Below are 18,638 nucleotides of genomic sequence, written 5' to 3'. Positions count from 1 at the left end.
AATATGGCGTTGGAGCAATACATACAAAGAATAGATGATAAACTGCACCTGTTGCTGAAAAAGTTACAGCAGGTGCAGGCAGAAAATGTATTGCTGAAAGAGCAATTGCAATCGCAGGACGAGACACTGGCTGCGCAGCAGGAAACGATCGCGGCGCTGGAGAACAAGTTACACCTGGCAAGAATTGCAGGTGCTACACAGGGTCCAGCTACGAACAAAGAGGATGATGAGGAATTTAAAAAGGAAATGCGTAACAAGATCAATGATTATATCAAAGAGATTGACCGCTGCATTGCCTTGTTGAACAGCTAGTTAATTTAAACAAACCAACATGGAACCACTGATCCCCATTAATATTGTAGTGGCCGACAGGTCCTACCGCATTAAGATAAAGCCGGAAGAGGAAGAAGAAGTGAGGCGTACCATGAAGGAAGTGAACGAAAAGATCATTGAATTTAAAACCGCCTACGCCGGCAAGGACCTGCAGGATTATATTGCCATGGTCCTTATCATGTACGCTACCCACCCTGTTACCAGTGGTGGTAAGGTACAGGCCGGTCTGGCGCCGTTCCTTGAGGAAAAGTTACAGCACCTGGAAGCACTGCTGGACAATTCACTCAAATGACCGGAGGGACAATTTCCCGGAAAGATGTAAGGATAAAAGGAAACTGAAAATATTTTAAAAAAGTAGAATAGCAGCTAGTAATGTATTGAAAATTGTATGCTTTATATCAACCGCTATATCAATGCTTTATACACCTGCTAAACACAGGAGCAACCTGTAACCTTCCATACATCTGCATATCCGGACTTTGGCCCGTCGTTTCGCACGTTCTTTTTTGTATTTTCGCGAATCAAGTTCTAACCCTCTACCTTTCCACGGAACGGGATGTGGCCATGAATGCAACATAAATCAAGTTTAAAAATTTTGTAATGGACGTTACTTTAATGACGACAATAGCCGCGATAGTGGCATTGATCATAGGTATTTTACTAGGGAAAGTGATTTTTGCCAAAAACACACAACATAAAATCCAGGAAGCTGAGTTACAGGCCCAGAAAATAGTAACAGAAGCACAGCTCAGTGCTGAGAACCTGAAAAAAGACAGGTTACTGGAAGCAAAAGAGAAATTCCTGCAGTTGAAAAGTGAGCATGAGAAAGAAGTTTTACAGCGTAATCAGAAAATAGCAGACTCAGAGAACCGTATCAAGCAGAAAGAGCAGAGCCTGAACCAGAAAACAGAAAATCTCCAGAAACAGATCCAGGAAAACGAAGCTATCAAGGATAACCTGACCCGTCAGATGGAACTTGTAGCTGTTAAACGTACAGAACTGGAAAAACACCAGGAAGAACATATTCGCCGCCTTGAGAAAGTAGCGGCGCTGACAGCTGAAGAGGCGCGCCACCAGCTGATAGAAAGCCTGAAAGAGGAAGCCCGTTCCCAGGCGCTGGCACATATCCAGGAAATTATCGAGGATGCCAAGCTGAAAGCGAACAAAGAAGCGAAAAAGATCATCATACAGTCCATCCAGCGTACTGCGGCAGAGCAGACCATCGAGAACGCCATCACCGTATTCAACCTGGAGAGTGACGAGATCAAAGGCCAGATCATTGGCCGTGAGGGTCGTAACATCCGCGCTATTGAAGCGGCTACCGGTGTTGACCTGATCGTTGACGATACCCCTGAAGCAATTGTACTTTCCTCTTTTGACCCTCTGCGCCGTGAGATTGCCCGTCTGTCCCTGCAGCGCCTGGTACAGGATGGCCGTATCCACCCTGCCCGTATTGAGGAAGTAGTTGAAAAGACCAAGAAACAACTGGAAGAACAGGTAATGGACATAGGTGAAAGGACTGTGATAGAACTGGGTATCCATGGCCTGCATAAAGAACTGGTTCGCCTGGTAGGTAAAATGCGTTTCCGCTCTTCCTACGGTCAGAACCTGCTGATGCACTCTAAAGAAACCGCTAACCTTTGTGCTGTAATGGCAGCTGAGCTGGGTCTGAACCCCAAACTGGCAAAACGCGCCGGTCTGCTGCATGACATTGGTAAAGTACCTGACGAAGAAACTGAACTGAGCCACGCCCTGCTCGGGGCCAAACTGGCTGAAAAATATGGTGAGCACGCAGCAGTTGTAAACGCGATCGGCGCTCACCACGATGAAATGGAAATGCAATACGTGATCTCCCCTATCGTTCAGGCATGTGACGCCATCAGCGGCGCACGTCCCGGCGCACGCCGTGAGATCATGCAGAGCTACCTGCAGCGTATAAAAGACCTCGAAAACCTGGCACTGGCACACGACGGTGTGGAGAAAGCTTACGCTATCCAGGCAGGACGTGAACTGCGTGTAATCGTTGAAAGTGATAAAGTAACTGACAACGATGCAGACCGTCTCTCTTTCGAGATCGCTAACAAGATACAGACAGAAATGCAGTATCCTGGTCAGATCAAAGTAACCGTTATCCGTGAAAAACGTGCGGTAAATGTAGCCAGGTAAACTGACGTTCATACTACTTAAAGGCGCCTTGTTCAAAATGAGGCGCCTTTTTTAATTTTAAATTTTTACCTTTTTAGCCTAAAAAACCTGGTCTCAATGAAAAAACTCATCCTGCTGGCTACAGGGCTGATCATCTGTAGCACTTTCACGTTTGCACAAAAGGCCCAGTCTCTCTTTAACGGTAAAAATCTCGATGGCTGGAAGATCTACGGTACTGAAAAATGGTATGTTGAAAATGGCACCCTGGTATGTGAAAGTGGTCCCGACAAGGAATATGGCTACCTGGGAACAGATCAGCAGTTCAAGGATTTTGAGCTGACACTGGAATTTAAACAGGAAGCCGATGGGAACAGCGGTGTCTTCTTTCACTCTTCCATAGAAGGTACAAAGATCACCGGCTGGCAGGCGGAAGTTGCGCCTAAAGGACATTCCACCGGCGGCATCTATGAATCCTACGGCCGCGGATGGCTGATAAAGCCTGAAGCAGATAAGGAACAATACCTGAAAGAAGGAGAATGGAATAAGATGAAGGTATGGGTAAAAGGGAATGAGGTAGTTACTTACCTCAACGGGCATGAAATGATCAAGCTTACAGATGAGAAGATAGGCGCCGCCAACGGACAAATAGCGTTGCAGATACATTCCGGCGGAGGCATCAAGGTAAGATGGAAAAATATTCAAATCAAAGCACTCAAATAATGACGCATCCGTTACAACAGCAGATCGACGCTGCCGTTTCCGCTCTCAGGGAATTCGATTTTGACAAAGCCCGCGTAGGTATTGTGCTGGGTACTGGTCTGGGCCAGCTTGTCAATCATATAAAGATCTACAAAAGCATTCCTTATAATGAGATCCCTCATTTTCCGCTGTCAACAGTAGAATCGCACAAAGGGCAGCTGATCTATGGCACGATTGCCAATACACCGGTTATTGCCATGCAGGGACGTTTTCATTATTATGAAGGATATACCATGCAGCAGATCACCTTCCCTATCCGTGTCATGAAAGCACTGGGCATCAGTCATCTGTTGCTGAGCAATGCGGCCGGCGGCATCAATGCTGCCTACAAAAAAGGCAGCATTGTACTGTTGGACGATCATATTAACCTGCAAACAGAAAACCCGCTTCGTGGCCTTAATTCTTCGGTTTTTGGTCCACGGTTTCCGGATATGAGCCGTCCTTACAATCCTGAGCTGGGTAAGCTGCTGCTGGATGCAGCGGGTAACCTGGGGCATCAGTTATTTACCGACGGTGTGTATGCAGCTGTTACAGGGCCTAACCTGGAAACAAGGGCGGAATACCGCTTTCTGCGTACTATCGGAGCTGATATTGTGGGGATGAGCACAGTGCCGGAGGTGATTGTGGCTAATCAGCTGCAGTTACCCTGTGCGGCGGTTTCTGTAATTACAGATGAATGTGATCCGGATAACCTGCATCCAGTGTCTATTGAAGAGATCATAGCGGTGGCGGGAACTGCGGATATTACACTGAGTGATATTTTTGCTACAGTGATAAGCCAGTTGTAAAAACTAAAAAGGCTCAGTAGTAGTTTGTACTATTGAGCCTTTTTAATTTTATTTTTTGTCATCGTCTTCGTCTTTCTCTTCATCATCTTCGTCTTCTTCATCGTCTTCAAATCCGGCATCTTCTTCGTCATATTCCTGGTCTACACCATCGTCATCAATTTCCTCATCGTCTTCGTCGTCATCATCGTCTTCATCATCAAAACCGGCATCTTCATCTTCATCCTCGTCATCGTCCTCATCTTCGTCTCCAGGGCCGGCTGAGGCCTCTATTTCCGGAGTTTCTTCCTCTGTTACCGGTAATTCTTCTTCTATCACAGGCAGTATTTCTTCCTGTATAGCAGCATGTTCGTTCAGTTCGGGCATGCCTTCCTTTTCTACGAGTTCGCCATTTTCAGATACTACCATGCTGAGGTTCTCATCGTCATTACCGCTACCTGCTTCGAGGCCGGTCATGAGTGTAGGCTGTATACCTTCATCATCGAATACTTCTTTCAGCTTAGGCAGGTCTTTGGGCGAGTTTAATCCAAAGTAATCCATAAAAGCTTTTGATGTTGAATATAATAAAGGTTTTCCGGGTAATACTTCACTACGCCCGGAAATAACAATAAGTTCTTTTTCAAGCAGTTTCTGAATGGAGTAATCTGTACTTACCCCGCGGATATGTTCAATTTCCCCTTTGGAAATAGGTTGTTTATAGGCAACAATAGCCAGTGTTTCCAGTGCAGCGGTGGAAAGACGTTTCAGGAATTTCTCCCCGTTCAGCTGTGCAACTGTCTGGTAATATTCTTTTTTGGTGAGGAACTGGAAACCACCGCCGCTTTCCCTTACTTCAAAAGCATAGAATTCAGAGCTGTACTTTTCCCGGATAGCTTCCAGGGCAGTCTCTACCTGCTCCAGTGTAGCCCTGTCTTCCAGGAATGCCAGGGCATTATTTAACAGGTCCATTATTTCCAGCAGAGGCAGAGGTCTGTCTGCTGCAAAAATCAATGATTCTACGTGCGGTATGATCTGTGAAATTTCCATTATCCGGTTTTCAGTAGCAGTATTAATGCCAAACAAAAAAGTCAAAGGCCGAAAATACAGCCTTTGACCTTTATGAAGAAATCAAAATATTCTGATGTTAATTCGATGTGTATAAGTTGCTAAGATCAACCTTCCAGGGCAGCTGCACCGCTCACGATCTCAGTCAGTTCTGTTGTAATTGCGGCCTGACGGGCACGGTTGTAAGAGATCTTGTAGCTACGCAGGAGCTCGTTAGCGTTCTCTGTAGCTTTATCCATTGCTGTCATACGGGCGCCATGTTCAGAAGCATTGGCATCCAGCATAGCTTTGTACAGCTGGGTGTTGAGGATCTTAGGCATCAGCTCTGCGATCAGGGTATTCTTCTCCGGTTCGAAGATGAAGTCTGCGCGGGCTGCTTTGGAATCTGTATTCTCCACTCTTGCTACCGGCAGGAATTGTTCAGTTACAAAACGCTGGGTAGCAGCGTTTTTGAACTCACTATAAATGATATCTACTGCATCATAGGTGCCATTTATAAAACCTTCCATTGCAAAAGCAGCGGCCTGTTTTACATGATCGAAATCAAGATGGGCAAACAGGTGCCAGAATGTATCGTTCAGTTTATAACCGGTTTTGGAGAAATGCTCGTAACCTTTCTTGCCGATAGGCAGGATCTCAACATGGCCTTTGGCAAACTGCTCTTCGTACTTCTCGCGGATCACCTGTTTAGCCAGTTTGATCAGGTTCGAGTTGTAAGCGCCACATAAGCCCCTGTCCGACGTAATAACTACGATCAGTACCTTTTCCACCGGACGCTGAGCGGCCAGTTTCAACTCAATGCTTCCTTCGCTGCTTGATACGATGTTCTGTAACATCTCTTGCAGTTTCAGGGCGTAAGGACGCATCAGCAAGATAGCATCCTGTGCACGACGCAGCTTGGCAGCACTTACCATTTTCATGGCTTTTGTGATCTGCAGGTTGGACTGTGTAGATTTTATTCGGTTGCGAACTTCTTTAAGCTGACCGGACATAATGTTTTATGTATTACTGATTTTTGTATGATAATAAGGCCTTCTGAGCCTTTTGAATTTGGCTGCAAAGGTAAAGAATTTCTTTTTATTAAGGATGGAATTATCAGTTCTGTTTGCTCGCGGGTGGTATCAGTTCCTGCGGATAGGCACAGATGATTCCAGCACCTGCGTGTTCTGCAGCCAGGTCTCTTTTCCGGACCTATCCACATATCCGATCTGTCCGTTCAGCCTGACCATCCCTTTACCGTCTTTGTATACAAACGACTGGTCATATTTCTGAGGGATAACCACCTGGTTGTTCCTGTCAATGAACCCATATTTGCCTCCGGAGGCGGCAGCTGCCAGTCCTTCGTTAAAATTACCGGCCCAGTCGTACACGATAGGTATGACCAATTCTCCCTTTGTATTGATAAATCCGTATTTTTTATCCTGCCGTACCCAGGCCAGCCCTTCTATGAACGCGCCCACTTTCTCATAGGGCGTCATCAGCACTTTACCTTTTACCAGGTCTACCCTGCCGCATTTTCCGTCAAGATATACTACTGTATTATCATTTGCTACCAGCCCGACGTTATCATAGACAGGTTTCAGCACCATTTTCCCTTTAGCATTCACCAGGCCGTATTGTCCGTTCAGCACTACCAGGGTATATCCTTCCTTGTTGTCCCGCAGGTCTTCATACATGGGTTTGATGATCTCTTTTCCTGTACTGTCCAGCAGGCCTTTCTTTCCTTTCAGCAGTGTCAGCAACAACGGCTGATGATCGTAGGTCCCTTTTCTGATCCATACTGAATCATACTTCAGGGACGACTTCTTCCCGTTGGCGAATACAAAACCGAATCTGCCTTTCTGTCTGACAGGCGCTGCACCATACCTGAAATCGCCGGCCGAGTCGTAAACAGGGGCAATAACCTCCTGACCGGCAGCATTACTGAAACCGTATTTTCCGTCCCTGGAAATCTTTACCAGGTTATCACTTGTCTGAGCTTTGCCTGCAAATGCAGGGAACAGCAGGCATAGGAAGAGATGATACTTTTTCATAGGTAGCAATTGTGCTACCAAAAATAACAAAAAATCAGGCATTTAGATATGGCAGAACCTTACAATTCTATCTTCGTGCCTAATACTTTCAGAAAAGCGGCTATCCATTGAGGGTGGGCCGGCCAGGCGGGAGCGGTTACCAGGTTACCGTCTGTCACGGCTTCGTATACATTTACCGCTTCATAATGCCCTCCTGCCAGGGATACTTCCGGCCCGACGGCAGGATAAGCCGTTAGTCTTTTACCGCGCACCACATCTGCAGCTGTCAGTACCTGGATGCCATGACAAACAGCTGCTATGGGCTTACCTGTTGCAGCAAAATGTTTTACGATCTCTATCACTTTACCATTCAGTCTCAGGTATTCCGGGGCTCTTCCTCCTACAATAACAAGTGCATCATACGTGTTAGCCTGTACGTCGGAAAAAGATGCGTTCAGTACAAAGTAGTGCCCGCGTTTTTCACTGTAGGTCTGGTCTCCTTCAAAATCATGAATAGCTGTAATGATCTTATCTCCTGCGTTCTTATCAGGGCAAACTGCGTGGACGGTATGACCTATCATCTGCAGCATCTGGAAAGGAACCATTGTCTCATAATCTTCTGCGTAATCTCCTGTGAGGAAGAGTATTTTTTGCTGTGCCATATGGGATTAATTTTTTTAGGGTGATAGTGTAAGTTAGTGAATTTGAAAGCAAATTTGGAAGAAGAATCTGTAAACTGTAACTTTACACTATACACCCCGGAATGTTATGAAAAAATTCGAGAATGATACGAAACCTAAAAAACAAAGGATTAAAACTATTCTGGGAGAAGAACGATTGCAGCAGACTCCCAACAGAATGGGCCAGCAAAATAGGACACATGTTAGCAGTGCTTGATCTGGCTGATGTTGTTCCTCAGGATTTCGCTGCATTCATTGGTTGGAAAATTCATCCATTGAAAGGAAACCTGAAAGGGTTCTGGAGTTTAACTGTTTCAGGCAACTGGAGAATAATCTTCAGGTTTGAAGACGGTGACGCTTACGATGTAGATTTTGTAGATTATCATTAAGTATTACTTTGAAAATTGAAGCATATGAATCGCAAAATGCCCTATCCGCACCCAGGTCTTGTATTAAGGGATAACGTGATCAACGAATATGGATTAACTGTTACTGAAGCAGCCGCTATGTTGAAAGTCACGCGCCCTGCGTTATCCAACGTACTTAATGGCCGTGCAGATATTTCACCGGAAATGAGCCTTAGAATAAGTAAAGTCTTTGGTGGCACGGCCGAGATATGGATGAATATGCAGGTTGCTTATGACCTGGAACAATTGCGCCCTAAAATTGAAAAACTAAATCTTAAAGCATATAGTGCGCAGATATAAAACGTTTCATCCTGAAATGGCATTAAAACAGCAACGCTTTCACGTGCGTGAAAGCGTTGCTGTTTTAAATAAATCAATATCCTTTATTCTGCGGGAACTCATTACTTGTCCTGTCTATCTGGTCTTGCGGAATAGGCCTTAGTGTATGTTTCTCTTCAATATTAGGCCCTCCCTGCGGGTTATGTAATCTTACACGTTCAAGGAGTTTGTGTGTGCGTACCAGGTCAAACCATCGCATCTGCTCTCCTACCAGTTCGCGTCCGCGTTCATCCAGGATGAAATCGATGTTTAACTGGTCTTCTGTGATCTTCATAGCGTCTTTATGTGCAGTTGTTTCTCCTTCTGTAGCACCTACTCTGGCAGCACGTGTACGCAGCGTGTTGATATAGCTGACAGCAGTAGCTTTATCACCTTTATACATCAATGCTTCTGCAGCAATCAGGTAGTCTTCCGCCAGGCGGTAAGCAATGAACGGACGTACACCGGAAGCCTGGTTATCTGGACGCAGGGCGTCTGCAAATTTGTTGAGGGAAGGATACAATCTTTCTGTGTAGTTACGCGGAGGTACCATGAGGTAGGTCTTGCTTTTGATCACCGCATCTGATACATCATATCCCGGCATATACACAATAGTATCGCCAACAGGGATCTTGCCTGCAGGGTCATTGGCATACCAGGTGGTAGTAAAGAATTTATCATAGCGGGTGTCATGTACTCTTTCCTTATAGAGCGTATCCAGCAGGAAGCGTGTAGGGCGGAAGCGTTTCCAAGGCGTACCATTAGCCAGATCACGTTTCATACCCAGTATGTCATACTGCATGAGGAAGAAACGGCAGGCATTATTATCTGTTGAGTTGTACAGCGCATCAGTAGTATACTGCACAGCAAAGATGGTTTCCTGGTTATTTTCTTTACCCTGTGCCCATACCTGTCCAACATCAGGCAATAACTGAAAGCCATAAGCAGAGATCAGCTTTGAAGCATAAGTCGCGGCACTATCATAATCTGATGCACCGGCAACCTCAGAAGTAGCGCGGGTCAGGTACACTCTTGCCAGCAGATGCTCTGCTGCAGGTTTGGTGGCACGTCCCCATTCCGTTTGTGTAACAGGTAATACCTGCACCGCATAATTCAGATCTGCAATGATAGAATTATAGATATCTGCAACAGGGTCACGATGTGCTTCTGTAAGGATCTCTTTATTTTCCTGCAGTCTTAATGGAACAGGGCCAAACAACTGCAACAGGATAAAATAATAATTAGCCCTGCAGAAACGCGCCTGTGCTATGCCAGAACGCTTTACCGCACTATCCAGCTCGGGTACCAGATCAGCCCTTTCCTGTACAGCGTTACAGGTGTTGATGGTCTGGTAGAAATTATTCCATATATCCCTCAGATGGATATAACGGGCATCCAGCTGGGAAGTGTATTGATTCGCGAATTTAAAGTCGCCATCCGAACCATTGGTATAAGTATCAGTACCAAATACTGTCACTGTCATACCACGTTCTGTACTGTAAAAACTGCGTAATGCTGAATAGCTGCCATTCACGGCGGTCTGAAAACCGGCAGGAGTGTTATAGAAGTCGTCTGTTACCGAAGATACTACTTCTTCATCCAGCATTTTATTACAACCTGCAACCACGCATAAACAAAGGCACAGGCCCCACAATATATTTTTCATGATCGTTCTTTTTTGATAATTAGAAAGTAGCATTTACACCAAACTGCAGCATCCATGTAGCAGGAGCATCAACACCGATGGTATTTACATCTTCAGGATCTATCCCTTTATATTTCTGCCGGTAGGGCGCAAGGATCAGCGGTTGCTTCACATCTACAGAGAACCGTAAAGCCTGCATCTGCCAGCGTTTCATTATACGGTCAGGCATGGAATAGCCTAAAGTGATATTTCGGATCTTGAAGAAGGAACCATCAAAATAACTCAGTGTATTATAGTTATTGGGGCGTTCCTGGTTAGCATTTGGACGGGGGAAATCGTTCGTATGATTATCCGGCGTCCAGTAGCTGACATCCAGGTTGTTATAACGGCCATACAGGGTATTATAAGTAGAATAGAAATCGCTCTTTACTTTACTACCCATACGTGCAAAAGCCACCACAGCCAAGTCCAGACCTTTGAAAGCAAAACGCTGCGTCATACCTCCGGACCATTTAGGCTGCGGAGTACCCAGTATCACGCGGTCTTTATCGTTCAGCAGCTTGTCTCCATTCACATCGGCCAGCTGTATCTCTCCCTGATGTTGTTTATATACCTGAGCAGCAGTTTCATCCTGCCAGATACCTACTTTCTTATAATCATAGTATACATAAGTAGGCTGACCTACAAACCAGCCATTACCTACATCCTGAGTTTTTCCTTCTCCCAGGGCAAGGATCTTTTCCCGGTTCAGGAACATGTTCACATCCATTGACCAGCGGAACCCGCTCTTCGTTTCAATGTTAACTGTAGACAAGCCGACTTCAAGCCCCTTGTTCTGTGTGGTACCCGTGTTTTCCAGCACATAATCCACACCATTGCTATATGGCAGGAAGCGCTGTAACAGCAGATCTGTGGTTTTCTGTTTATAGAGATCTATGGTACCGGAGATCCTGCCTTTCAGGAAACTGAAGTCCAGGCCAATGTTGGTAGAAGCGGTCGTTTCCCAGGTCAGATCGGGGTTACGCAGTAAAGTAGGCTGGAAACCAGTAACGCCTTTATTACCGAATGAATAAGGATAACGCCCCAGCGATCCCTGTGTGGCATATGGAGGAATACCGGTGTTACCGATACGGCCATAACTACCACGCAGTTTCAGGAGCTCTACTCCGCCGGCGCCTTTCATAAATTCTTCGCTGGTGATATTCCAACCTACAGCCACTGAAGGGAAATATCCCCATTTATGTCCTGATGCAAAGCGGGAAGAACCGTCTGCACGTAATGTGAGTGTGAGCAGATAGCGGTCATCATATCCGTAGTTGACGCGTCCCATATAGGAAAGGATAGTCCAGGTACCCAACTGGCTTCCAATTCCTGTTACGTTTGCCGCCTGGCCAAGGTTATAATATTCCTGCCATTCTACCGGTATACCTCTTACTGCCGCAGTGGAAGTATCTTCCCGCTGACGTTGCACACTATAAAGACCGGTGAAGTTGACATTATGTTTCCTGTTGAAGGTCTTATTGTAAGTAAGCAGGTGCTCAACTGTATATGCCCATACAAACTGTCCTTCCTTGCGGGCAGTGGCATCGCCACCACCTATCAGCAGGTCTGTGTTTTTCTTTCCCTGGAAAAGGCCATAGTTATTCTGCATAACGTCTGTACCCAGGTTCAACCTGTATTTTAGTCCGTCGAGGATAGTTACCTCTCCATACAGGCTATTAAAGAAACGCAGGTGGCTCAGTCTTTCGACACGATTCCCATCTACATAATCCAATAGCGGATTAGGTTGCTGGTTATCGCCTGTAGGGTAGGTGATCAGTTTACCATTATCATCGTAGGGAGCAGCGATAGGCAGCATTTTCAGTGAGGCGGTCATCCCGTTATAGGTGCCTCCTTTACGCATGCTGTAGGTAGCCAGTGTGGATGCTCCTACCTGTATACGTTTGCCAATTTTCTGATCAATACTGACATGCAGGTTATAACGTTCGTAGCTCTGTAGTTTTAATACCCCCTGATCTTTGAAGTAACCGCCGGTTACAGCGTATTTAGTATTTTCTGTTCCCCCGCTTACCCCGAGTGAATGGCGGGTTTGCCATCCCTGGTCCAGCATTAGTTTCTGCCAGTCAGTGTTTATCCCTTTTTTAATATTAGCCAGTTCGGTGGCATTGAAGATCTTAGCGTCTGAGGCTTCCGGGTTATTATCATCATACAATCCGGACGCCCTGTTGGCTTCCCTTTTCATGGCCAGGTACTGGTCGCTGTCCATCATATCTGTACGGCCCAGTGTGTTTACAAATCCGTACATGCCGTTGTAGGTTACTTCCGGCGGGCCCATTTTTCCTTTGCGGGTGGTGACCAGCACTACGCCGTTAGCTCCGCGGGAGCCATAGATGGCGGTGGCGGAGGCATCTTTTAAGACATCCATGGAGGAGATGTCCTGTGGGTTAATATCGTTGAGGGTACCTGCAAAAGGTATTCCATCCACAACATACAACGGATCGTTGCCGGCGGATAAGGAGCGGGTACCTCTCACTCTCACCCTGGGCTCATCGCCCGGCTTATTACTGTTGTTCAGAACATCAATACCGGGAGTACGTCCCTGCAGCGCCTGCTGGGCATTGGTAACCGGCACTTCCATAATGGACTTGCTGCTGATGGAAGAAATGGAACCGGTCACATCTTTTTTCTTCTGCTGACCGTATCCTACTACTACGACCTCATCCAGTTTTTTCTGGTCGTCAGATAGCTGAACATCAACGGTGGTCCGGTTGTTAACAGGAATTTCCTTTGGCAGGTAGCCGATGAACGAGATTACCAGGATGGCATCGCCCGGTACTTTCAGCTTGTAGGTACCGGTGGCATCAGAAACTGTTCCTATTTTCTTTCCTTTGACCGATACTGTGGCTCCTATAATAGGTGTGCCATCAGGGGCCTTGATCCCTCCGGTAACAGTGAAGGTTTGTTGTGCGAGGAGGGCTCCACTCCAGCACAGGAGACAGAATAAGGTCGTCACCACTTTCAATAACGTGTAGTTCATACGTAGAATTTTAAAAAAAGTAACAGAATGCATCGCCCTGAAGGATCCGGGTTTTGGTTGTTTTTCCAGGTTTTCCTAACGTGTTTTCAGGGGACGGGGTAGTACAAGTTAAGCAGATTAGTTATAAATTGCAAACGATTGCATAAAATCAACATGAAAAAAAACCGTTCATCACATTTAACCATGCAATCGGTTGTAGAAGTTCTTATCATTAATTACTTTTAAGAGTACTTTTGGTCTATGGTTATGAAAAACACGTTATTAGTATGCAGTGCCATACTTATGAGCAGCTTTGCTCTGGGGCAACAAAAAAAGGTGCAGTGGCAAACACTTTTTAACGGCAAAAATCTAAACGGTTGGAAACAGGTCAACGGAACAGCCATTTATGAGGCAAAAGACGGAGTAATTACAGGTACCTCCGTAACCGGCAGTCCTAATTCTTTCCTTGCCACCGAAAAAGACTATGGTGATTTCATCCTTGAACTTGAGCTGAAGCTGGATGCAGCGATGAACTACGGGATACAGTTCCGCAGTGAAAGCAAGCCTGACTATAATAATGGGCGGGTGCATGGCTACCAGATGGAAGTGGACCCGAGTGACCGCGCCTGGAGCGGGGGCATTTATGATGAGGCCCGCCGTGGATGGTTGTATCCGCTGGAGCTTAACCCCGCAGCGAAAACTGCTTTTAAAAAGGAAGGATGGAATAAATATCGTATTGAGTGCCGTGGCGCTGAGATCCGTACATGGGTAAACGGCGTGCCTGCAGCACACCTGATAGATAATATGACCCTGAAAGGGTTCATTGCCTTGCAGGTACATGCTATTTATAAAGCGGACGATAAGGGTAAACAGATACACTGGCGTAATATCAGGATCATAGAAAATCCTGCACCTTCCCAGTATACTCCATATGATAACATTTACGTTGTTAATGAGTTGCCAAATGATATTTCTGCACAAGAAAAGAAGAATGGCTTCTCATTGTTATGGGACGGTAAGACAAGCAACGGATGGCGTCGTGTAAACCAGGATAAGTTCCCTGATAAAGGATGGGGTATTGAGAATGGCGAGCTTACCATTCATCAGTCAAACGGTGATGAAATGGGTTCCGGCGGCGACATTGTTACCACTAAAGAATATGGCGCTTTTGAACTGGAGTTTGATTTCAAACTGACAGAAGGAGCCAACAGTGGTGTTAAATATTTTGTAAAAGAAGACTACGATACGAAAGGGAAGTCGGCCATAGGGCTGGAATACCAGGTATTGGACGACGAACGTCATCCTGATGCCAAACTGGGCCGTGATGGTAACAGAACACTGTCATCCCTGTACGACCTGATCACCCGTAAGGATAACAAACAGGCTATCAAGAAGATAGGTGAATGGAACCATGGCAGGGTTGTCGTATATCCGAATAATCATGTTGAGCATTGGCTTAACGGGTTTAAAATGCTGGAGTACGAAAGGGGTTCCAAGGAATTTAAGGACCTGGTGGCTATCAGTAAATATAAAAATTGGAATAACTTTGGCCAGTGGCCCGAAGGACATATTCTGTTACAGGATCATGGGAATACTGTATCATTTCGTAGCATAAAAATCAAAAATTTAAATTAGGTTAACAAGTTTACTTTGTTAATTGAAGTAATTTTGCATCCGGTCTGCCTTGGCTCGCTGAAGCAGATGAGTTGATAAATTTTGAAAAAATGCGGTATCCGCATCATTATCAACCAATTAAAGAGTTTTCATTGTTCACTGTTCTATATAAAACATTCCGATTCTTCGGAGTGTTTTTTTTTATATTTAATGTTTGTCAGCTTTATACAGGGATGGTTTGAGAGTGATTTAGCTTTACATAGTATATCAATCTGAGTTTTTATCATTAATCTGATCAACATAATCTAATCATGTTCAAAAAAACCCACTATTTTTTGCTGGCAGTCATACTGCTGGCAGCGGCCTGTACACAGCAAGGCAAACAGGCCGGAAAGAATGACGCGGATTCCCTGCATTCCCTGGTTCAGCGCTATTATGATGACAAGATGAAGTTGTTCCCACTGGAAGCAACCGTGAACGGAGAACATGAGCTGGACGGAGAGCTACAGATAGATATCAGCGAAAATTTCAGGGCCCGGCTGGACAGTCATCTTACCAGGTATCAGGCTGCGTTACAGGGAATTGATACATCTTCCCTGGATGCTAACGACCTGATCAGCTATTCCATGCTTTCAAGAGAGCTTGCCATCGCAAAAGAAGGCCTCCGCTTTCCTGACCATCTGATGCCTATCCAGCAGTTCTGGGGTCTTACGCTCACATTGCCTCAATATGGTTCCGGTACGGGAGCTCAGCCATTTAAAAACAAGGCTGATTATGAAAAGTTCATGAAAAGGATGAAAAGCTTTGCTGAGTGGAGTGATACAGCCATTGCCAACATGAAAAGGGGTATTGCGACAGGCTATGTACTGCCAAAAGCACTGGTACTGAAGGTCATTCCCCAGTTGGCAGATCTTTCTCAAAAAGACACGGGGAATATATTCTACGCCCCACTAAAAACATTGCCACAGGAGCTGGACAGTGCAGCTAAAAAAGCACTCAGCACAGAATACGCAGCTACTATTGAGCAGTACGTACTCTCTTCTTACAGCAAACTGCATGATTTCTTTAAAAATGAATACCTGGCAAAAGCCCGTACTACAAGCGGCTACAGCAGCTTGCCTAACGGTAAGGAATGGTATTCCTACCTGATCAGGTACTGGACCACCACCAACCTGACGCCTGATGAGATCTTTGCTACCGGCGAAAAAGAAGTGGCGCGTATCCGTATGGAAATGGAAACCGTGAAAGCCAATGTTGGTTTCAAAGGAGACCTGCCTGCTTTCTTTGAGTTCATCCGGACAGACAAGCAGTTCAGGATATTCAGTACACCGGTGCAGGTACTGGACTCTTTCAGAGCTATAGAGCAAAAGATAATGCCGGCGGTGAGGCAGCTGTATGGCCATCTGCCGAAAACAAAATTCGAGGTAAGGCAAACTGAGGCATTCCGTGCGGCGTCTGCCAGCGCTGAATATATGCAGGGTAGTGCTGATGGTACCCGTCCCGGCATCTTCTACGTACCTATCCTGGATGCGCGTACTTTTAATTATACCGGTATGGAATGTCTTTTCCTTCATGAAGCCATCCCGGGCCATCACTTCCAGATCTCTATCCAGCAGGAGAATGATTCCCTGCCTAAATTCCGCCGCTTTACGTGGGTAGGCTCTTATGGGGAAGGTTACGCTCTCTACTGTGAGAGCCTGGGTAAAGACCTGGGATTGTACACCAACCCTTACAGTTACTTCGGGCACCTGTCTGATGAGATCCACCGCGCTATCCGCCTGGTGGTGGATGTTGGTATGCACTATAAAGGGTGGACCCGTGAACAGGCCATTAAATATATGATGGATAACGAGCCCCTCAGTGAAGCTGAAGCTGTGGCTGAAATTGAGCGTTATATGGCTATTCCGGGCCAGGCGCTTTCCTATAAGATAGGCGAGCTGAAGATACGGGAGTTACGGGCCAGATACAGTCAGCAGAAAGGTAGTAGCTTCAGTATCAAAGACTTTCATGATGAACTGCTGAAAGACGGCTGTGTTCCTCTGAGTGTGTTAGAAGAGAAAATGGCCAGAAGATTTAAATAGCTTTTTTTAAAATAGATTAGGCCCACAGCCACCAATATATTATTCATTTATTCTATCTGAATAATAAGTGTAAAATGGTGCACTGTGGGCCATTTTTATGGTTTTCAGTTTCAAATTATTAACAGAAAAATATACGCCCGCTTTGGGAAAAGATACTTAAATTTATAGTGGGAATATTTTTAGATATCAGGGATAACCATCAAGGTCTTAGGGTAGTTACCACATTCATACTGCTATACAATTTTACAACACTAAGGACTCAGCAACGGCCTTTGACCATTCTTATTGTTTTTTGGCTTTTATAAACTCCATGCAAAATATTTTTTAACTCTTTAAGCTGCCAGTATTATGTTTGACATGACCCTTAATTACTGCCTCGCATTTCCTTCAGTTACGAAGGAAGAAAAGTGGGATGAAGATCTTCGCTTTTTTGTCGGAGAGAAACTGTTTTGCATGATATGCAAGAACCCACCTCACCAGGTGTCACTGAAATGCCGCCTTGAGGACTTTCATCGCCTTATTTCACAACCAGGCATTGTTCCTGCTCCTTACCTGGCCCGTTATCATTGGGTGCAGATCAAGCAGCTGGATACCTTACCAATACCCGAGCTGCAGTCACTGTTACAAAATGCATATGATCTTGTAGTTAATACACTGCCTCCGGAAGAACAGGAACATATTCTGAAAGAAAGAGTGAAGTAGCGATCATGGCTTATGCCTGATACTGTATACCCGGAAGTTCTGCGTATAGCGCCTGGCAGCGTTTATCCGAACTAAAATTATAATGGCTCCCGGAGGGAGTCATTTTTTATTTCCAGAGTGTATAGATAATATCGTAGATACCAAAGAGGATAAGAGTACAGGCAAAGAGCTTCTCCAATACAGGTGATTTCATTTTTACCGCTGTCTTTGCACCCAGGTAGGAAGATGGAATAGCTGTCAATGCCAGCAGGAATGCTATCAGCCAGTCTATATGCCCCAGCCACCAATGCGCCAATGCGCCGGGCACTGAAAGTAATGCAGAGAGTACAATAGAACATGCTAACGCCTGTTTGATAGGCATCTTCAAACGCTTGATAAAGAATGAACTGAACAAAATACCACCGGCATTAGCCAGTAGTCCTGACAACAAACCTATACCAAGTGAAGCCATGATCAGCAAACCGTTATTATCTACAGCTTCTACCGTATGTTCTGCTATATCATGCTTTTTCTTTATGAAAGAGTATAAGAGCGAAATGCCAATAGTAACAATAAACAATGCGGTAAATATCATCAGCGTTTCTCCTTTCAGATAGCTGCTTACATAAGCACCCAGGATAGTAGCTGGTATACCTGCCAGTGCGCCCGTCATGATGACCCGCCTGTTAAACAGTTTTTCCCTGCTATATACTGTTGTGGCAGAAAGGGTACTGGTTATAGCTGCAGGTAAGGGAGAAGCTAACGCATAAAATGGGTTAATGCCGGCAAATATCTGTAAGGCTGGTGTGCTGATTGCACTTCCGCCCTTTCCCAGCAAGCCGGAAAGATAGCCAACGATAAGGCCTATAAACAATATGGCCAGGTAATCAGTTTGTTGTAGTAATGTGAGCATAAATACTTCCTTCAGCAAATAGATAACAATGTCAGAGGTGAGCTGGCATGTCAGATCGGTCGGTTTAATTACAGGTATCCTTTGTTGTTACATCGATGTTCTTACGGAGGACAGTTCAAAAGTACAGCGTTGCAGAATCCCGGCAAAAATTAGGCTGGGCTTGTGTTATTACTAAAAGTTATGGCTGATAACCATATGTTATAGT

17 protein-coding genes are annotated in these 18,638 nt (G+C 45.3%); 10 read left to right on the top strand and 7 right to left on the bottom strand.

Translation table 11 applies throughout. From position 1 onward, the window contains the following. Positions 1–3 precede the first annotated feature (3 nt). From GO493_RS15985 to GO493_RS15965, 5 genes are all read left to right on the top strand, one after another. Complete coding sequence (locus tag GO493_RS15985; protein WP_157307209.1) at positions 4–312, top strand: hypothetical protein; 309 nt, start codon at positions 4–6, stop codon at positions 310–312. Between the two features lie 19 nt (positions 313–331). Beyond that, entirely contained in the window at positions 332–625 is a 294-nt protein-coding gene (locus GO493_RS15980) for a cell division protein ZapA (protein ID WP_157307208.1), read from the top strand. A 308-nt stretch (positions 626–933) separates the two neighbouring features. Then, entirely contained in the window at positions 934–2,499 is a 1,566-nt protein-coding gene (gene rny, locus GO493_RS15975; RefSeq protein ID WP_157307207.1) for a ribonuclease Y, read from the top strand. Positions 2,500–2,595: 96 nt separating this feature from the next. Beyond that, entirely contained in the window at positions 2,596–3,198 is a 603-nt protein-coding gene (locus tag GO493_RS15970; protein WP_157307206.1) for a 3-keto-disaccharide hydrolase, read from the top strand. After that, positions 3,198–4,025 (top strand): purine-nucleoside phosphorylase, encoded by an 828-nt coding sequence (locus tag GO493_RS15965; protein WP_157307205.1) that lies wholly within the window; start codon positions 3,198–3,200, stop codon positions 4,023–4,025. The genes GO493_RS15970 and GO493_RS15965 overlap by 1 nt, the downstream gene beginning before the upstream one ends. 48 nt (positions 4,026–4,073) lie before the next feature. Here the strand turns inward: GO493_RS15965 and scpB are convergent, their stop codons facing one another. The 4 genes from scpB to GO493_RS15945 form a co-directional block, all read right to left on the bottom strand. Further along, positions 4,074–5,048 carry an SMC-Scp complex subunit ScpB gene (scpB, locus tag GO493_RS15960; RefSeq protein WP_157307204.1) on the bottom strand — a complete coding sequence of 325 codons (975 nt, stop codon included), beginning with the start codon at positions 5,046–5,048 and terminating at the stop codon, positions 4,074–4,076. A gap of 125 nt (positions 5,049–5,173) precedes the next feature. Further along, entirely contained in the window at positions 5,174–6,058 is an 885-nt protein-coding gene (gene atpG / locus GO493_RS15955; protein WP_157307203.1) for an ATP synthase F1 subunit gamma, read from the bottom strand. Between the two features lie 129 nt (positions 6,059–6,187). Continuing rightward, positions 6,188–7,099, bottom strand: a complete 912-nt coding sequence (locus GO493_RS15950; protein WP_198315731.1) for a WG repeat-containing protein — start codon at positions 7,097–7,099, stop codon at positions 6,188–6,190. 59 nt (positions 7,100–7,158) lie between these two features. Next, the gene (locus GO493_RS15945) at positions 7,159–7,740 is read right to left on the bottom strand and encodes a DJ-1/PfpI family protein (RefSeq protein ID WP_157307201.1); all 582 of its coding nucleotides are present in this window, start codon (positions 7,738–7,740) and stop codon (positions 7,159–7,161) included. Between the two features lie 122 nt (positions 7,741–7,862). On the opposite strand from GO493_RS15945, the gene GO493_RS15940 reads away from it, so the two are divergent. Beyond that, the gene (locus GO493_RS15940) at positions 7,863–8,147 is read left to right on the top strand and encodes a type II toxin-antitoxin system RelE/ParE family toxin (protein ID WP_157307200.1); all 285 of its coding nucleotides are present in this window, start codon (positions 7,863–7,865) and stop codon (positions 8,145–8,147) included. Between the two features lie 24 nt (positions 8,148–8,171). Beyond that, the gene (locus GO493_RS15935; protein ID WP_157307199.1) at positions 8,172–8,465 is read left to right on the top strand and encodes a HigA family addiction module antitoxin; all 294 of its coding nucleotides are present in this window, start codon (positions 8,172–8,174) and stop codon (positions 8,463–8,465) included. Between the two features lie 73 nt (positions 8,466–8,538). Here GO493_RS15935 and GO493_RS15930 read toward each other — a convergent pair whose 3' ends face one another. Beyond that, entirely contained in the window at positions 8,539–10,149 is a 1,611-nt protein-coding gene (locus GO493_RS15930) for a RagB/SusD family nutrient uptake outer membrane protein (RefSeq protein ID WP_157307198.1), read from the bottom strand. A 19-nt stretch (positions 10,150–10,168) separates the two neighbouring features. Then, positions 10,169–13,165, bottom strand: a complete 2,997-nt coding sequence (locus GO493_RS15925) for a SusC/RagA family TonB-linked outer membrane protein (RefSeq protein WP_157307197.1) — start codon at positions 13,163–13,165, stop codon at positions 10,169–10,171. A gap of 282 nt (positions 13,166–13,447) precedes the next feature. Here GO493_RS15925 and GO493_RS15920 point away from each other — a divergent pair, with 282 nt between their 5' ends. The 3 genes from GO493_RS15920 to GO493_RS15910 all read left to right on the top strand — a co-directional run bounded on the left by GO493_RS15920 (position 13,448) and on the right by GO493_RS15910 (position 17,541). Continuing rightward, positions 13,448–14,779 carry a 3-keto-disaccharide hydrolase gene (locus tag GO493_RS15920; RefSeq protein ID WP_232538866.1) on the top strand — a complete coding sequence of 444 codons (1,332 nt, stop codon included), beginning with the start codon at positions 13,448–13,450 and terminating at the stop codon, positions 14,777–14,779. Between the two features lie 290 nt (positions 14,780–15,069). Further along, positions 15,070–16,839, top strand: a complete 1,770-nt coding sequence (locus GO493_RS15915; RefSeq protein ID WP_157307195.1) for a DUF885 domain-containing protein — start codon at positions 15,070–15,072, stop codon at positions 16,837–16,839. 348 nt (positions 16,840–17,187) lie between these two features. Further along, complete coding sequence (locus GO493_RS15910) at positions 17,188–17,541, top strand: MmcQ/YjbR family DNA-binding protein (RefSeq protein WP_157307194.1); 354 nt, start codon at positions 17,188–17,190, stop codon at positions 17,539–17,541. A 106-nt stretch (positions 17,542–17,647) separates the two neighbouring features. Here the strand turns inward: GO493_RS15910 and GO493_RS15905 are convergent, their stop codons facing one another. Continuing rightward, a complete protein-coding gene (locus GO493_RS15905) occupies positions 17,648–18,433 on the bottom strand; it encodes a sulfite exporter TauE/SafE family protein (protein WP_157307193.1) in 786 nt (261 codons plus the stop codon). Between the last annotated feature and the right edge of the window lie 205 nt (positions 18,434–18,638).

This window comes from Chitinophaga tropicalis (genome assembly GCF_009758205.1).
GTDB lineage: Bacteria > Bacteroidota > Bacteroidia > Chitinophagales > Chitinophagaceae > Chitinophaga > Chitinophaga tropicalis.
Note: the sequence above shows the minus strand (reverse complement) of the source record. Positions and strands in the feature narration are given on the sequence as shown.

What these genes read in the sequence shown, in the direction of transcription:
- GO493_RS15965 (WP_157307205.1), top strand. Translation starts at nt 3,198, where the DNA reads ATGACGCATCCGTTACAACAGCAGATCGACGCTGCCGTTTCCGCTCTC.
- GO493_RS15935 (WP_157307199.1), top strand. Translation starts at nt 8,172, where the DNA reads ATGAATCGCAAAATGCCCTATCCGCACCCAGGTCTTGTATTAAGGGAT.
- GO493_RS15920 (WP_232538866.1), top strand. Translation starts at nt 13,448, where the DNA reads ATGAGCAGCTTTGCTCTGGGGCAACAAAAAAAGGTGCAGTGGCAAACA.
- GO493_RS15970 (WP_157307206.1), top strand. Translation starts at nt 2,596, where the DNA reads ATGAAAAAACTCATCCTGCTGGCTACAGGGCTGATCATCTGTAGCACT.
- GO493_RS15925 (WP_157307197.1), bottom strand. Translation starts at nt 13,165, where the DNA reads ATGAACTACACGTTATTGAAAGTGGTGACGACCTTATTCTGTCTCCTG.
- scpB (WP_157307204.1), bottom strand. Translation starts at nt 5,048, where the DNA reads ATGGAAATTTCACAGATCATACCGCACGTAGAATCATTGATTTTTGCA.
- atpG (WP_157307203.1), bottom strand. Translation starts at nt 6,058, where the DNA reads ATGTCCGGTCAGCTTAAAGAAGTTCGCAACCGAATAAAATCTACACAG.
- GO493_RS15940 (WP_157307200.1), top strand. Translation starts at nt 7,863, where the DNA reads ATGATACGAAACCTAAAAAACAAAGGATTAAAACTATTCTGGGAGAAG.
- GO493_RS15950 (WP_198315731.1), bottom strand. Translation starts at nt 7,099, where the DNA reads ATGAAAAAGTATCATCTCTTCCTATGCCTGCTGTTCCCTGCATTTGCA.
- GO493_RS15985 (WP_157307209.1), top strand. Translation starts at nt 4, where the DNA reads ATGGCGTTGGAGCAATACATACAAAGAATAGATGATAAACTGCACCTG.
- GO493_RS15930 (WP_157307198.1), bottom strand. Translation starts at nt 10,149, where the DNA reads ATGAAAAATATATTGTGGGGCCTGTGCCTTTGTTTATGCGTGGTTGCA.
- GO493_RS15905 (WP_157307193.1), bottom strand. Translation starts at nt 18,433, where the DNA reads ATGCTCACATTACTACAACAAACTGATTACCTGGCCATATTGTTTATA.
- GO493_RS15915 (WP_157307195.1), top strand. Translation starts at nt 15,070, where the DNA reads ATGTTCAAAAAAACCCACTATTTTTTGCTGGCAGTCATACTGCTGGCA.
- GO493_RS15945 (WP_157307201.1), bottom strand. Translation starts at nt 7,740, where the DNA reads ATGGCACAGCAAAAAATACTCTTCCTCACAGGAGATTACGCAGAAGAT.
- rny (WP_157307207.1), top strand. Translation starts at nt 934, where the DNA reads ATGGACGTTACTTTAATGACGACAATAGCCGCGATAGTGGCATTGATC.
- GO493_RS15980 (WP_157307208.1), top strand. Translation starts at nt 332, where the DNA reads ATGGAACCACTGATCCCCATTAATATTGTAGTGGCCGACAGGTCCTAC.
- GO493_RS15910 (WP_157307194.1), top strand. Translation starts at nt 17,188, where the DNA reads ATGTTTGACATGACCCTTAATTACTGCCTCGCATTTCCTTCAGTTACG.